At 38.7% G+C, this 14,555-nt stretch carries 15 protein-coding genes and 1 tRNA gene; 8 read left to right on the plus strand and 8 right to left on the minus strand.

Annotated features, from left to right (window positions below):
* The 5 genes from APA_RS12070 to APA_RS12090 form a co-directional block, all read right to left on the minus strand.
* Nucleotides 1-1,341: leucine-rich repeat domain-containing protein (locus tag APA_RS12070; RefSeq protein WP_201322523.1), on the minus strand; the 1,341-nt coding region annotated here is incomplete at its 3' end.
* A 68-nt stretch (nt 1,342-1,409) separates the two neighbouring features.
* Entirely contained in the window at nt 1,410-1,751 is a 342-nt protein-coding gene (locus APA_RS12075; RefSeq protein ID WP_201322524.1) for a DUF5615 family PIN-like protein, read from the minus strand.
* A 2-nt stretch (nt 1,752-1,753) separates the two neighbouring features.
* Entirely contained in the window at nt 1,754-2,050 is a 297-nt protein-coding gene (locus APA_RS12080; RefSeq protein WP_201322525.1) for a DUF433 domain-containing protein, read from the minus strand.
* Nucleotides 2,051-2,270: 220 nt separating this feature from the next.
* The gene (locus tag APA_RS12085; RefSeq protein ID WP_201322526.1) at nt 2,271-2,900 is read right to left on the minus strand and encodes a murein L,D-transpeptidase family protein; all 630 of its coding nucleotides are present in this window, start codon (nt 2,898-2,900) and stop codon (nt 2,271-2,273) included.
* A 30-nt stretch (nt 2,901-2,930) separates the two neighbouring features.
* Entirely contained in the window at nt 2,931-3,887 is a 957-nt protein-coding gene (locus APA_RS12090; RefSeq protein WP_201322527.1) for a branched-chain amino acid ABC transporter permease, read from the minus strand.
* Between the two features lie 353 nt (nt 3,888-4,240).
* Here APA_RS12090 and APA_RS12095 point away from each other — a divergent pair, with 353 nt between their 5' ends.
* From APA_RS12095 to APA_RS12110, 4 genes are all read left to right on the plus strand, one after another.
* Nucleotides 4,241-5,404: a GuaB3 family IMP dehydrogenase-related protein gene (locus tag APA_RS12095; RefSeq protein WP_201322528.1), complete on the plus strand. Its 1,164-nt coding sequence runs from the start codon at nt 4,241-4,243 to the stop codon at nt 5,402-5,404.
* Nucleotides 5,405-5,529: 125 nt separating this feature from the next.
* Complete coding sequence (locus APA_RS12100; RefSeq protein WP_201322529.1) at nt 5,530-5,907, plus strand: response regulator; 378 nt, start codon at nt 5,530-5,532, stop codon at nt 5,905-5,907.
* Nucleotides 5,894-6,904 (plus strand): diguanylate cyclase domain-containing protein, encoded by a 1,011-nt coding sequence (locus APA_RS12105; protein ID WP_201322530.1) that lies wholly within the window; start codon nt 5,894-5,896, stop codon nt 6,902-6,904. The genes APA_RS12100 and APA_RS12105 overlap by 14 nt, the downstream gene beginning before the upstream one ends.
* A gap of 35 nt (nt 6,905-6,939) precedes the next feature.
* Nucleotides 6,940-7,644 carry a PleD family two-component system response regulator gene (locus tag APA_RS12110; protein ID WP_201322531.1) on the plus strand — a complete coding sequence of 235 codons (705 nt, stop codon included), beginning with the start codon at nt 6,940-6,942 and terminating at the stop codon, nt 7,642-7,644.
* Between the two features lie 339 nt (nt 7,645-7,983).
* Here APA_RS12110 and APA_RS12115 read toward each other — a convergent pair.
* Nucleotides 7,984-8,057 (minus strand) — tRNA-Val (locus APA_RS12115).
* Nucleotides 8,058-8,261: 204 nt separating this feature from the next.
* Between APA_RS12115 and APA_RS12120 the strand changes: the two genes are divergently transcribed.
* The 3 genes from APA_RS12120 (at nt 8,262) to APA_RS12130 (ending at nt 12,013) form a co-directional block, all read left to right on the plus strand.
* Entirely contained in the window at nt 8,262-9,410 is a 1,149-nt protein-coding gene (locus APA_RS12120) for a site-specific integrase (protein WP_201322532.1), read from the plus strand.
* Between the two features lie 245 nt (nt 9,411-9,655).
* Nucleotides 9,656-11,401, plus strand: coding sequence for a DEAD/DEAH box helicase family protein (locus tag APA_RS12125; protein ID WP_201322533.1), 1,746 nt, complete (start codon nt 9,656-9,658; stop codon nt 11,399-11,401).
* Nucleotides 11,402-11,713: 312 nt separating this feature from the next.
* Nucleotides 11,714-12,013 carry a hypothetical protein gene (locus tag APA_RS12130; protein ID WP_201322534.1) on the plus strand — a complete coding sequence of 100 codons (300 nt, stop codon included), beginning with the start codon at nt 11,714-11,716 and terminating at the stop codon, nt 12,011-12,013.
* A 123-nt stretch (nt 12,014-12,136) separates the two neighbouring features.
* Here APA_RS12130 and APA_RS12135 read toward each other — a convergent pair whose 3' ends face one another.
* Both APA_RS12135 and APA_RS12140 read right to left on the minus strand, forming a co-directional pair.
* Entirely contained in the window at nt 12,137-12,823 is a 687-nt protein-coding gene (locus APA_RS12135; RefSeq protein WP_201322535.1) for a hypothetical protein, read from the minus strand.
* A gap of 85 nt (nt 12,824-12,908) precedes the next feature.
* Nucleotides 12,909-13,673 (minus strand): hypothetical protein, encoded by a 765-nt coding sequence (locus tag APA_RS12140; RefSeq protein ID WP_201322536.1) that lies wholly within the window; start codon nt 13,671-13,673, stop codon nt 12,909-12,911.
* Nucleotides 13,674-14,193: 520 nt separating this feature from the next.
* Here APA_RS12140 and APA_RS12145 point away from each other — a divergent pair.
* Nucleotides 14,194-14,499 (plus strand): hypothetical protein, encoded by a 306-nt coding sequence (locus APA_RS12145; protein WP_201322537.1) that lies wholly within the window; start codon nt 14,194-14,196, stop codon nt 14,497-14,499.
* Nucleotides 14,500-14,555 lie beyond the last annotated feature (56 nt).

Consider the following 14,555-nt stretch of genomic DNA (forward strand, 5'->3'; position numbering starts at 1 on the left):
GAGGTTAAGCGTAGTCAGATTTACTAATTTGGCGATCTCGTCTGGTATTGCCGTGATTTGGTTGCTATCGAGGTTAAGCGTAGTCAGATTTACTAATTTGGCGATCTCGTCTGGTATCGCCGTGATTTGGTTGCTAGAGAGGTTAAGCGTAGTCAGATTTACTAATTTGGCAATCGAGTCTGGTATCACCGTGATTTTGTTGCTCCAGAGGGAAAGCTCTGTCAGATTTGCTAAGTTCGAGATCGAGTCTGGTATCGCCGTGATTTGGTTGTTGCCGAGGTAAAGCGTAGTAAGATTTGCTAAGTTGGTGATCGCATCAGGTATCGCCGTGATTTGGCTTTCACGAAGGGCAAGTCTAGTCAGATTTATTAAGTTCGAGATCGAGTCTGGTATCGCCGTGATTTGATTGCTTGAGAGGTCAATCGTAGTCAGATTTATTAAGTTCGAGATCGAGTCTGGTATCGCCGTGATTTGGTTCCTATCGAGGGAAAGCGTAGTCAGATTTGCTAAGTTCGAGATCGCATCTGGTATCGCTGTGATTTGGTTGCTAGAGAGGTCAAGCTCCGTCAGATTTGCTAAGTTAGCGATCGCGTCTGGTATCGCCGTGATTTGGTTGAAAGAGAGGTAAAGCTCTGTCAGATTTGATAAGTTTGCGATCGCGTCTGGTATCGCCGTAATTTGGTTGCTATTGAGGTTAAGCTCTGTCAGATTTATTAAGTTGGCGATCACGTCAGGTATCACCGTGATTTGGTTGAAAGAGAGGTAAAGCTTAGTCAGATTTACTAAGTTGGCGATCGCGTCGGGTATCGCCGTGATTTGGTTGCTATTGAGGGAAAGCGAAGTCAGATTTGCTAAGTTGGCGATCTCGTCGGGTATCGCTGTGATTTGGTTGCTATTGAGGGAAAGCGAAGTCAGATTTGCTAAGTTGGCGATCTCGTCGGGTATCGCCGTGATTTGGTTGCTATCGAGGTCAAGCCTAGTCAGATTTGCTAAGTTGGCGATCGCGTCGGGTATCGCCGTGATTTGGTTGCTATCGAGGTCAAGCCTAGTCAGATTTGCTAAGTTGGCGATCTCGTCGGGTATCGCCATGATTTGGTTATATGAAATAGATAGTTCTTTAAGATTGGTTAATTGAAAAATCTCTTGGGGAATAGCAGTTAAACGATTTCCTCTTCCCTTACGTTCCTCCCTATCCCACTTACCTAAAATCAGCTTTTCCAGACTTTGCAATCGCCCAATTTCGCTCGGCAATCCTTCCAGATCGTTCCCCGACAGATCGAGTTCCGTCCAGCCCTCACGTTCGGCTTGTGCGATTATTGCCAATAACTCTGCATCATTCATAAGGAAAAAGTAGAAAGGAAAAAGGAAAAAGTGTTTTTTTTAGATTGCAATTTGATTTGAAATATTATTCATAGAAATTCCAATACATTTTTTATCGATTCATGGGAACTTCTTTGCAGCAAAGCTAACAACCTTCGTAAAGCTTCACCAATCGGCAACTGCGGCGACACAATAATTCCAAAATGTTCCTTTTCAGAAATCACATAGTCATTGTGCAGCAACACAAAATCCTTCACATTGAAAGTAAACATACAACTACCCTGCTCGACTGAATACTCAATCTGTTCGCGATCGCTTCTTCCCTTTCTACCCAACTCTTGCACATGAGTAGCCTCATAACCTCGCTTGCGTAAAGCCGAAGCCAAGTCAAGCTGCACATCTTCATCTAGCAGTAATTTCACCTTAGCCATCTTTAACGACCCGCTTTAGGATGAACTAATGCTTGACTCTTCCAATACTCAATATTAGAAGACTCTTCCAAATCCTTTTCGATTTCCTCCTGATGATCGAAATAATAAGCAAGCGCCGAATGTACCTGAGAAGGTCGCAAATGAGAAAGCACACTTAAAATTTCATCCACATTCATGCCCATCTGATAATATCCAGCAATCCGCCGCACCGTTACCCTCGTACCTTCAATAATTGGCGCACCACCCGCAATCTCAGAACTAGCGGCAATATAAGGATAAATTGTTGCGGTAATACTCATACTTTCAGGTAATAGCGAACTAATTGTATTTTACAAGATTTTTAGGCAGGCGATCGCATTGCAAAGGCAAAAGGAAAAGCTGGAAAGCTGCTATTCCCAATCCGCGATTTTTGACTCGATGTACCAACTTTACTGCAATTCCAATTGGGCGCTTGTGCCTAGCCACCCATTTCTGTAACCCATCAAGTCACTCAAGAATGGTGCAAGATCTGAGTTAGTCTCAATGGAGAATCTCAATAGTTGTTCCCTTTTGTAATAAAGAATAAATTTCATCAACATCCTTGTTTTTCAAAGACACACAGCCTAAAGTCCAGTTGATTTTGCGATCGATGATCCAATCTTTTCCTTTCTCTACACCATGAATGCCAATCTCGTCGCCAATACCATCTTTCGCGGTTACTTTACCTCTAGCCTTAGCCTGAGTAAATTTTCGCCATGAGTCCTGATTGGGATAATCAATCCAGATAAATTTTGACCATTCTGAATGGTAGTAAAGATCTTTAACTCGAAATATGCCCTCTGGGGTGCGCTTATCACCTTGGCGCAATTTATCATCCTTAGGATTACCGCCCAAAACGATCGCATAGGATTTAACTGGCTTTTTTTGATAATAGACAGTCAGCTTATATTTAGATTTTTCGACGACGAGCTTGATCGCCTTTTTATCGAGTTGTTTGAGATTAATTAAATCCGCGATCGCCTTATTTTTATTGAGAAATTCATTTGCTGCTCTCGCTTCACAGTCTGTGATACATGGCAGATGGCTAGCAATATCTGGATTTGCGATCGCATAGATTCCGCTCAAGCTCGCTAGTACGAATAAGCAGCCTAAAAATTTCTTCTGTAACATATCAACCTCAAATTATTTAGAACAAGGTGCTTAAGTACCTTGTTTATTTTTGGCAAGTACTTTTTTAGTTATGCGGTTGCACCAACCTAAAAACTCTGGAGTAATGATCCCCTTAGGATAGAAAATTGTTCCAATCACAATCAAAACCCCAAAAATAATTAAGCGCCCATCTTTAAGAAATTGTCCTAACCATACAGGAACACCGTTAACACTGGAAATCCCTCGTAAGACCTCAGGCAAAGCCGTCAGCACAATCCCACCAACTACTGGCCCCCAAAATGTGCGCGACCCCCCAATTAATACAAAAGCTAAGAAAATAATACTGGCATCAAAGGTTCCCTGACGAGCATTCCATGTGTTCAGGAAATGGGCACTCACAGCCCCGACCATACCTGCCAAAATTGCGGCTAGGGTAAAGGCTAAGACCTTGTAGTAAGTGGGGTTGATTCCCATCGAATCTGCTGCTAATTCATCTTCACGAATCGCAATTAGCGCCCGCCCAACTCGAATTTTTTCTAACCGATACATAAATGCCATGCTCAAGCCCAATAATGGTAGAGCAATCCAGAGATATTCTAAAGGTGACTGAAACGGCTGCGGGATACTGAAAATACCCACTGCACCACCAGTAATATCGAGGTTTAGGGCAACTACGCGCAAAATCTCGACAAAAGCGATCGTCGCGATCGCCAAATAAATCCCCCGCAATCGCAACACAGGGATTCCTAAAATTACGGCTAGGAGTCCTGATATCAGACCCGCTGCCAGCATTTCCAATAATACCCACCAGACTGGCAAAGTCCCTGTCGTGTCCGTTAACATCTTGGTAGATACGATCGCGGCAATATATCCACCTAATGCATAAAATCCTGATGTTGCTAATGATAGCTGCCCAGCCATCAATGGCAAATAAACAGAAATTCCAAGGATTGCACCAAAAATTGCCGATACAATCAAAAAACCGTAGGTGTTAAAAAATTCAGCCATCATTTAGATCTAGTTATTTTTAAGGCAAAGAACAAAGCTCTACTTTTAAAAAATAACCTCCTATCGCACTAATTAGCTATCATTAGTCAATAAGCAGAAATACCTTAAGGAATTATTAAGATTTTCTGCAAGCCTACCGAATATCAAGCAGCGCGATCGCCGCTTACAACAATTTGCGATCAAACGAACCACAAGAAATTTTTTAAAAGTGTTGCTTCGCAACACTTTTAAAAAATTTCTTGGTTCGGGTTTGAGAGCAAAGCTCTTAACACATTAACCCTTAGCGTAGATCTTAAAAATGCGAGATTTTTACGTAACCCTTAGCAAATATCAAATTCTAGAGAGTACAAACAGTGGACATTCAAATTGGGCGTGGTAAAACTGCACGCAGAGCCTATGGCATCGACGAAATTGCATTAGTACCAGGGGGCAAAACTCTCGATCCCAACGTTGCCGATACATTTTGGGAAGTTGGGGGAATTCGTCGCGAAATTCCGATTATTGCTAGTGCAATGGATGGTGTTATCGATGTTGATATGGCGGTAAGACTTTCGGATTTAGGTGCATTAGGCGTAATCAACCTTGACGGCATCCAAACCCGCTATGACGATCCCACCCCAATTTTAGAAAAAATTGCCTCTGTGGGAGTTACTGAGTTTGTCTCGCTCATGCAACAACTTTATGCCGAACCCGTAAAGCCTGAACTCATTCAAAAACGCATCCGAGAAATCAAAGAAAAAGGCGGCATTGCTTGCGCCAGCAGTATCCCAGTTAACGCTTTTAAATATGGTTCGATCGCGGCTGAAGCTGGTTGCGACCTATTTTTCTTGCAGTCCACAGTCGTCTCTACTACTCATATCGCCGCTGAAGGACTAGTTTCCCTCGATCTCGCCAAATTCTGCCGTGAAATGCCGATCCCTGTCCTGATGGGTAACTGTGTCACCTACGATGTCACCCTAGAACTTTTAAGAGCGGGTGCAGCGGGTGTACTTGTTGGTATTGGACCTGGAGCCGCATGTACATCTAGAGGTGTGCTTGGTGTCGGTATTCCTCAAGCCACAGCCGTAGCTGACTGCGCCGCCGCCCGTGAAGAGTTTTTTAAAGAAACTGGTAAATATGTTCCAATCATTGCCGATGGTGGCTTGATTACAGGTGGTGACATTTGCAAATCGATCGCCTGTGGAGCGGATGCCGTAATGATTGGCTCTCCCTTTGCCAGAGCTAAAGAAGCTCCAGGTCGTGGCTTTCATTGGGGGATGGCAACTCCTAGCCCAGTCTTACCTCGCGGAACCAGAATTCGGGTTGGCACAACTGGCTCACTAGAGCAAATTTTGCGTGGACCAGCAGGACTCGATGATGGCACTCATAACCTCTTAGGAGCACTTAAAACCAGTATGGGTACTCTAGGAGCGGCAACTATCCGAGAAATGCAACAGGTTGAAGTAGTAATTGCGCCTTCACTCTTAACTGAAGGTAAGGTTTACCAAAAAGCTCAGCAGCTTGGTATGGGCAAATAAATCAGGTAAGTACCTACACACAAAAGAACAAAACCTGTACAGCCCGCGTAGCGGGCTGTACAGGTTTTGTTCTTTTACCTTATTTACCAAACTATAGTAATTTAGGTATTATCAAAAAAATCTCTATGCCCAAAATCCTGCTGGTAGAAGATAATGAAATGAATCGCGATATGTTATCACGAAGACTAGCACGTCGCGGTTTTGAAGTTGTAGTTGCCGTTGATGGTGAGTCAGGTGTAGTAACTGCCCAAACAGAGCTACCTGACCTGATCGTTATGGACATGAGTCTACCAATTTTAGATGGATGGGAAGCCACAAAACGCTTGAAGCAAATAACTACAACTCAAAATATTCCGATTATTGGTTGTTCAGCACATGCTATGGTCGGTGATCGCGAAAGAGGTATCGAAGCTGGTTGTGATGATTACGACACCAAACCCATAGAATTTGCACGACTATTAGGAAAGATTGAGCAGTTATTAAAAAAGTATGTCAAAAATTAACGAGGCAAAGTTATTAGTTATTGATGATGATCCAATGAATCGAGAGATTCTTTATCGCCATTTAAAAAATTTAGGCTATTCAGATATTACGTTGACAGATGGGGGCAAAAGCGGCTTAGAAATTGTTTCTTCAAACTCTATAGATTTAATCTTGCTGGATATGATGATGCCAGTAATGAACGGCTTAGAGACGTTGACGCATCTTAAGGACAATTACCAATCGCGGGTGATTCCTGTAATTATTATTTCTGCTTTAGATGAGAAAGAAATGATGCTTACGTGCATTCAAAAGGGGGCTGAAGATTACTTGATTAAACCCTATGATCGTGTTCTTCTTAAAGCAAGGGTAAGTGCTTGTCTTGAAAAGAAAATATTGCACGATCGCGAAGTCTTAAATAATCAGAAACTAGAAGCAGCGTATAAGGAACTCGCTGTTGCGTATCACGATTTGGAAGTTGTTAAAAATGAGTTGGAAGCACTGTCCCATCGTGATGGATTAACTGGTATTGCCAATCGACGCTACTTTGATACAGTCCTAGAAAGGGAATGGAATGCAGCTCATAGAGAAAAGAAATCGCTCTCACTCATATTATTTGATATAGACTATTTTAAGAAATATAATGACACCTATGGACATCTAGCGGGAGATGACTGTCTATGCCAAGTGGCGATCGCCGCTTCGCAGGTGATCAAACGTCCGAGAGACACGTTAGCAAGGTATGGAGGCGAAGAGTTTGCAATAATTTTGCCAGATACAGATGAATTAGGAGCAGGGTTTTGCGCGGAACAAATTCGTGATGCTATTGAAAATCTCAATATAAGTCATAGTTCTTCACAGATAAATTCTTATGTTACGGCTAGTTTAGGAACGTCAACTATCAGCCCTCATACCCAAATCTCCACATCTCAACAATTAATTAAAGAAGCGGACTTAGCCTTGTATCAGGCAAAACGTGAGGGGAGAAATTGCGTAAAAGTATGGTCAACGGACAGATAATCAAATATTGAGATTTTAAATAGCGGGTAACAAAAATGGGAATTCAAAATTTTCAAGTATTGATTGTTGATGACAATGAAATAAATCGTGATATGCTTGCTCGCCGTTTGCATAGAAGAGATTTTAATTTGTCAATGGCTGGTGATGGGCGAGAAGCTTTATCAATGATTCAAGCAAATCTCTATGATCTGATTCTACTAGACATCATGATGCCTGAAATTGATGGATATGCAGTTCTCAAATATTTGAAGAAAGACTCAAGATTACGTGACATTCCCGTAATTATGATTTCGGCGATCGAAGAAATGGATAGCGTCATGAAATGTATGGAAATAGGAGCTGATGACTACCTTACTAAGCCATTTGATCCTGAGATGTTGAAAGCCGCAATTAATCGTTGTCTCCCTGACAGGGGAAAGTCTTCAAATACTCCGACAATTCCCACTCAGCAAGTTTCGGGATTATCTAGTCCTAGTTTTGCTAATCCTAATACACAAATTTCTGAGTTTAAATTACCAGAAGAAACGACTCGCGGTACATCAACTAATTCAATTAGTCTTGATGAGGTTGTCCATCGCATTATGCAGTCAGGAACGATTAGCCGCAAAGGTTATTTGTATTTTAGCAAAGCGATTTTTAATGCTTTATTTGAGAATTCTGGATTAACCGATCAAGAGATTTATCAAATTCACTCAGTATTTGATGCAATTCAATCAGGGAAAGTTAGGGTCGTTGAATGAATCTAGTTCTACTAGAGTTTGAGCTTTAGAAAAAAAAGGGGATGACCTCAGGTCAATGAGACGCTTGTAATATTAATGATAGACTCACTTTATGCAGCACCTTGAGATCTCACTCGCATTTAAAAATTAAATAGCGATCGCTTCCTCAAATCCCAACAGTTCTTAACTACTTAGGACTTGCTGAAAAAGAAAGAAACAATCGGGGTAAATTTCGGGATAAAGTTACTACCCAAAACAATCCTTAACAGCCTAAATATATTGTCTTACTTACACTAGAATAGACCTTCAGGAGTTGATCGGGACTCCCAAAAGCCTTACTGTTATTGTCTCTCCAGCTTATGAACGCAAATGGACTCGAACCATCGACCCCCACGATGTCAACGTGGTGCTCTAACCAACTGAGCTATGCGTTCTGACGGATTAATAATATAACATGGTGAAAGTAAATTCAACAGAAGCCATACACAGAAAGGGTTTTAAGGCAAAAAGCCCATATGGTTTGCAAAGTGTTTTTGCCTTAATCTCAGTCGTTATATTTGCATAATATTTGCTTTCACGAAATTTCCTGTATCCAAAACCAAACCAAAACCTAACTATTGGTACGGAATTGGTACGAAATGAAAACCCCGAAAGGCACTGTAGCTGTAGAAGAAAACAATAACCGTCTCCGCTTGAGATGGTCTTGCGAGTCCAAAAGATACTGCTTAGCTTTAGGTTTGCCACATACAAGTGTCAACATGAAGGTAGCAGAACAAAAAGCTAGACAGATTGAGCTAGATATTGCATCTGGTAACTTTGACTCTACATTAAACAAGTACAGACTAAAGCAAGTAACTGTTACTGCAAGTCCTGATACTGTGAAACCAAGTAAGGAAAGCCTACTTCCTATTTGGGATAAATGGGTTAGCAGCTTATGCTTACACCCTAGAACACTTGGTTCTCACTACTCCAGAATTAGGCGCTACATTGAAAAAGAAAATCCTGTAGCTATTGATACATCTTGGTATGAAGCGATTGAGAGTCTATGTCCTAGAATGTGGAATGACTCTTTAAGCTATCTGATATCTTGCCTAAACTGGGCAATGTCTGAAAAACTTGTATCTTCTAACCCATTTTCAAGATTAAAGCGTAGAAAAGTAGTAAAACAACAAATCAAACCTTTCAATTATGAAGAGGTCAAGGCAATAGTTAACGCTTTTCGTAGTAATCAGTTTTGTCCAAAGTCATCAGCTTACAAGCATAGTTTTTATGCTGATTATGTTGAATTTCTTTTTCTGACTGGTGTTAGACCTTCAGAAGCTATTGGACTTCAAGCTAAAGATGTAGATTTCAACAGAAAAGAGATTGTGATTTGTTCAGTATTGGCTAGAGGTGACAAAGGACAAACTGCTAGTAAACACCGTGTCAGAAAAGAAACAAAAACAGGGTCAATTCGCTATTTGAGCATGACTGATAGATTGTTTGAGATGCTTGAGATTAGATGTCGCAATCTTAAACCTGATGACTTGGTTTTTACTTCTCCAAATCAGAATGCAATTGATGACAAGAACTTTATAAACAGACAGTGGAAAGTCGTTTTATCAGGGTTAGGGATTGAGTATCGCAAGCCATATACAACTAGACATACTTTGCTAAGTCATGCCATTGAGCAAGGTATACCTCTAACTGGTGTTGCTTATTTAGCGGGGCATAGTGACACAAGAATGGTGATGCAGACTTATGGACACATGATTAACCGCCCTTCACTGCCAGAAATTAATCTTTAAGACTTTGCTTTTTCTGTATTTTCTTTTTCTACATTAGAGAGTACAGAAAGAGTAAAAAATATTTATCAGCAAGGCTATTGAGTGAGTCTATCCAGAGAGGTACGCCTAAATATATATCTCCAAATATACAAAATAAAGCAGTATTCGTTATTATGGGAAAAAAGTATAGCTCTGGTTGCTATAATAAGGGGAACGAAAGACTAAAAAAATTCCCACTTGTCTCTGATAGATTTACAGAAAAATAAATGAATCAAATCGATGCTAAAGGTGCTGTCTATTGTTCAGAGTTTATGACTGAGTTACCTAAAGGAATCATTAACAAAATAGATTGTGGTTGTGGCATTACGAGTTTAGCTATTGAAGACAAGTATCCTACGATAATCGTTGTACCAACTGTTGAAATAATTCACAACAAATTGGGTCAATATCCTAATGAAAGAAGTGACCATCAGTTATATGGTGTTTATTCAGGGGTTAGACATACAGATATAGATGACTACCTAAATGAGTTGCATCCTAGCTTACCGCCTAAAATATTGACTACCTATGACTCTTTTTATAAAGTAGCTGAGGTGATTGTAAAAAATGAAAGCAAATATCGCATTGTTGTTGATGAGTTCAGCGAGTTACTAGATGCTTACGACTATCGAGAGTCAGCTATTGACGATTTACTAAAATGTCTAGAGAGATTTAGCTATGTTAGTTATGTTTCTGCAACTCCTATACAGAGAGAAAAATATCCAACTCAGTTAAAAGACCTAGAGGAAACAGAGATTGTTTGGGGTCAGTCACCTAAGATTCATGTATCTAGACATTGCACAAGCAAGCCATTTGACAAAGTTAAATTTATCATTGAAAACTATAGAATAGCAGGGGACAAAGGTTATGAGATGCCTAATGGACATCGTAGCCATGCTGCTTATTTTTTTCTGAACTCTGTGAAAGAAATTAAGCGAATTTTAGACAAAGCAGAATTGCCAAAATCACAAGTTCGAGTTATTTGTGCAAGTAAAGAAACTAACAAGGGTGTTTTAGGTGCTTACACTATAGGTTCAGCATTAGACACTGAAAAGCGATTTAACTTTATTACAAGAAAGGCATTCAAAGGAGCAGACTTTTATAGTAAATCAGGTCTAATCTTTATCGTGTCTAACTCACACAACAAAAATACAATGTTGAGTATAGATACTGATGTTAAGCAAATTATTGGAAGATTGCGAGATAAGTCCAACCCATTTAGAAATATGGCAATCCATATCTACAATGAAGATAGCTCTTTACTTTCTAGAGAGGAGTTTGCTGAATTAGTTGACGAAAAAACTAGAGAAACAATACGTTTACTTAGTATCTTTTCTAAATGCAATCCAGAAGAAGCTAACACTTTTTTAAAACCATATCGTCAAGAAAGTCAGCAAGACAATTATTTACACTTTGATGAAAATGGTTTACCTAAATTTAACGACTATCGCATAGTAAGTGATTGGAGAAAGTGGGAAACATCTCATGCTATTTATTGCGATGGTTATACAGTTCGACAAACCTATAAGGACAATGATATTTCTACTGATTCCAAGATTCCAGACGATTTGCTAACTACAACTTTTAGAAGTCTTTGTTTGAAATATATTCAAGGTGATGTAGATAGGGATTATATCGCCGCTAAGGAGCCTCTAGTCAAAAAAGCTTATGACTGCTTAGGTCAAGACAAAATGAAGGCTCTGTGCTTCAAAAAAGAGCAAATCAGGAAAGCTGTCCTTGATGTCAAACCTCAAATTTTGGATGCAGTCGAAAATGAGATTAGAAGTAGGTTTAAGGTAGGTAGTAATTATTCTAGGTCTGAAGTAAAAAAAATCATTGCAAGTGTCTATACTGAGTTAGGAGTGCAGAAAAACCCAACGGCTACAGACATTGATGATTATTTCAATACCAAATACAACAAAAAAAGAGTCGATGGTAAAAGCACAGGATTTATAGAGATATTAGCTGATTAATACTTCTTTTTTCTGTTGCCCGAACGGTAGTGAGGATTCTTGAGAACAATTACATCATATTAGAATCAACTATAGATACTTTTTCCTATTCCTGAGTACGACTCATAGATATGTTGATAAAACCTCTTGACATCTTTGTCAATGCTTAAGTCCTATAGGATACACAACCTATTTGTAAGGTTTATGGTGTGATACCCATCCCTCAACAGATTGTAAATATTATGTATGTAGAATATTGACTCACTAGAGGAGAATTGTTACATTAATTTGATTAGTTATGACGTGTAAAATATAAAATGAGGGTTAGGAACGGTGATAGAAGTAAAAGACTTGGTTGATGCCGTAACAGGAATCATTGCAGCCCTTTCAGGTATGCTAGCAGGGGCTTTATCTGCAACAGTTACGTTGGTATGTGGCACTTTTATTGCTGGTAGTATTGATGGTGTCACTGGAGCTTCAGTAATAACTTCAGCTTTAGCTCTTCTTGGTGGTGGTACTATTGCTACACGTGGAATGGGAATGAAAGGTGGAATAGCTTTAGTCGCTATAGCCGCAACCGTACCAGCAGTAATAGTCGCATTGGTAGTTTTCAAATTCTTTCAAAAGTTCTAAAAAGGGATTTATATCTTCACGAAATTTTTTTACTGCAATACTGGTAATTATATCTACGAAGTAATATTTCAGAATATGACTCTAGAAAGGAAGTTACTATCGACTTTTTCATTTGCGATAGACTTATTTAAGAAGAGACTCTAACTCTTGGGATAATAATGTTTGCTCTTGTCTAATCGACTCTAAACGGCTTAAAATCTCTGCAACTCGTTTTTGAGCTTCAGTTTTTTGATTGTCACTATCTTTCTGCAAAGACTCTGAAATCAACAGCCAACTGTTAGAAAATATCTTAAACGGATAAGTCAGAATAAATAGCCAAAACTTCTCAGTTATCCTAGATATCGCTCCTAATAATCCCGAAAATAAAAATAGCCCTAACAGCAATATTCCAAAGCATTGTAGAGGATGATTTATCAACCATACTAATTGAGGATACTTATCAACCCAACTATTCAAAGATGAGTTAATTGAAGCCTGAATACCATCTGACAATGTTTGGTTTAGACTATCGATTTTTTCGATAGTAGTCTGTAAGGAGTCTTTTAGCGTATTCGTTGCATTAGTTATGCTATTGAGTAGTTGACCACTTTTTTCTGTAACATTGCCTAGAGTGCTACTAGCGGCTTCAGTAATAGTATCTCTTGCCCTTCCTGTAGTTTGATTGATGCTTTCAACAGACTGGTTAGTGCTTTCTATGACTACGGTTTTAGCTTGCTGAACATTTTGGTTAACACTATCTACAGCATTGTTAATAAAGCTTTTAGTGTTTTGTAGATTTTTTGTAATATCTTCTGGCAGAGAAATTTGCATAACTTATTGAACAGATATAATGAATTCAATATAAAATAAGACTTCCTTAAATCTTTGCATTTTGTAAAGGCTATTGTAAATTTAATTACATATTTGACAATGGTTTGCCAGAACAACTAATGCCATCTTTAAGAATTAAGTCGTTAACATCTTTGGCTTTTTCTGGAGAAGAGCGAATCTCTATGATTTTAGACATACTTGTACGAGTGGTGAATTTAAAGTTATGCAACTGTGGTGTTTTGTAAGAAAAAAATAGTCCATCAGATAGAGGTACATTTATGGCAAATTTTAAAACATCGCCGTTCTTACCCCAATTTTGAGGTTTTCGAGCATATGATGCAGCGTCTCCAAAAGTATTTGGACATTCTCTCATTGCACTAGCAAATATATAAAGAGGTATAGCTTCTGAAATTGGAAGAAAATCTTTTGGATTAGAATTTACAACATCACCACTTTTAGAAGTCCCACTTTCAAAAATAACAAATCTAATATCTTCTGGTGGAACAGAAATACGGCTGTCATTAACAAGTGTTGCTTTTGCTAGATTTATCCTAAGTTCAGCAGTAAATTCAGCATTTTCTCTATAGTAAGTATTCGTTACTAAACCTACAGGTTGACGATACTCAATTTTCTTTGAAGTTATAGTTACTTGATACACTACGACTTCTTGTAAGGCTTGAACTTTTGTAATCTCAACTCCTGTTGCAGTCCCATAACTAGCCCTGTCTAATTTAATATTTATACTAGGCGAGTTAAAAGAGAAAAAATTATTCTTTAAATAAGAGAATAAATAAGAGCCACCAAACCAAATAGCAACTATTGCTAACACAATAATAAGAAGTTTTTCCATCAATATTTTCAGTAATTAGTCAAAGCAATAATTAGAGCTTAATGAATGATAATAAAGCTACTAAAATTATAAAAAGCTTCAAACATTATATAGAGTCAGCAAGAAGATACTTAACCCAAAAAGGCGTAAAACTTCCCAGAAAAAAATTTGTCAAAACAACAGCTATCCCCCCTAGAGTATAGAATATCTGTTAATTTCGCTTTTTTTTCGACAAACTCAAATTATCACAAAGAGCGAAAATTGGCAATACAAAATTCACCTTATGTAGATTCACTGTTAGGAGAGTAATAGTAAAGGTGTTTTGCGTTTCTAGCCATATAAACTGATTTAACGTACAAACCAACATAATGTCAGCTTTGAAGCACTACAGCGAGTTTTTTTAGTCCTATCGCCTTATTTTTTTCTGTAGGCAACACTAAACACTTTCGAGACTAAAATCACTTGTGTCAAGTGAATATGTTGACATACATCTTTTTAAGTGATAAGATGTATCTTAGTTGAATCACCTGTGTCAAGTGAAATGTCTAAGCCTAGAGGCAATGAAGCAACTCTAAAAAAATATCTGCCAACTTGGAAGCATGGTAAAACGAAGACTATTCGAGTTCCCATAATTCTCGCAGAACAGATTTTTGAGTATGCAAAAAAAATCGATACAGATGAAGCTAATACAGCCTCACAACTGATAGACTCGACTAATCAAGGTAATACCCTATTACCAGTGATAGAGATGTTGGAGTATGTAGCAACAGCAAAGCGTAACAACTTTTCTGTAGAACATAGGTCTAAGCTGTCAAATGCTATAGAGGCACTCAAACAGATAACTTAGTGATTTATTCACTTAAACCCATGTAAACCGCTTAGGACAGTTTTAGGACAGATTAA

Origin of the sequence: Pseudanabaena sp. lw0831, assembly GCF_016584665.1 — a bacterium.
Lineage (GTDB): Bacteria > Cyanobacteriota > Cyanobacteriia > Pseudanabaenales > Pseudanabaenaceae > Pseudanabaena.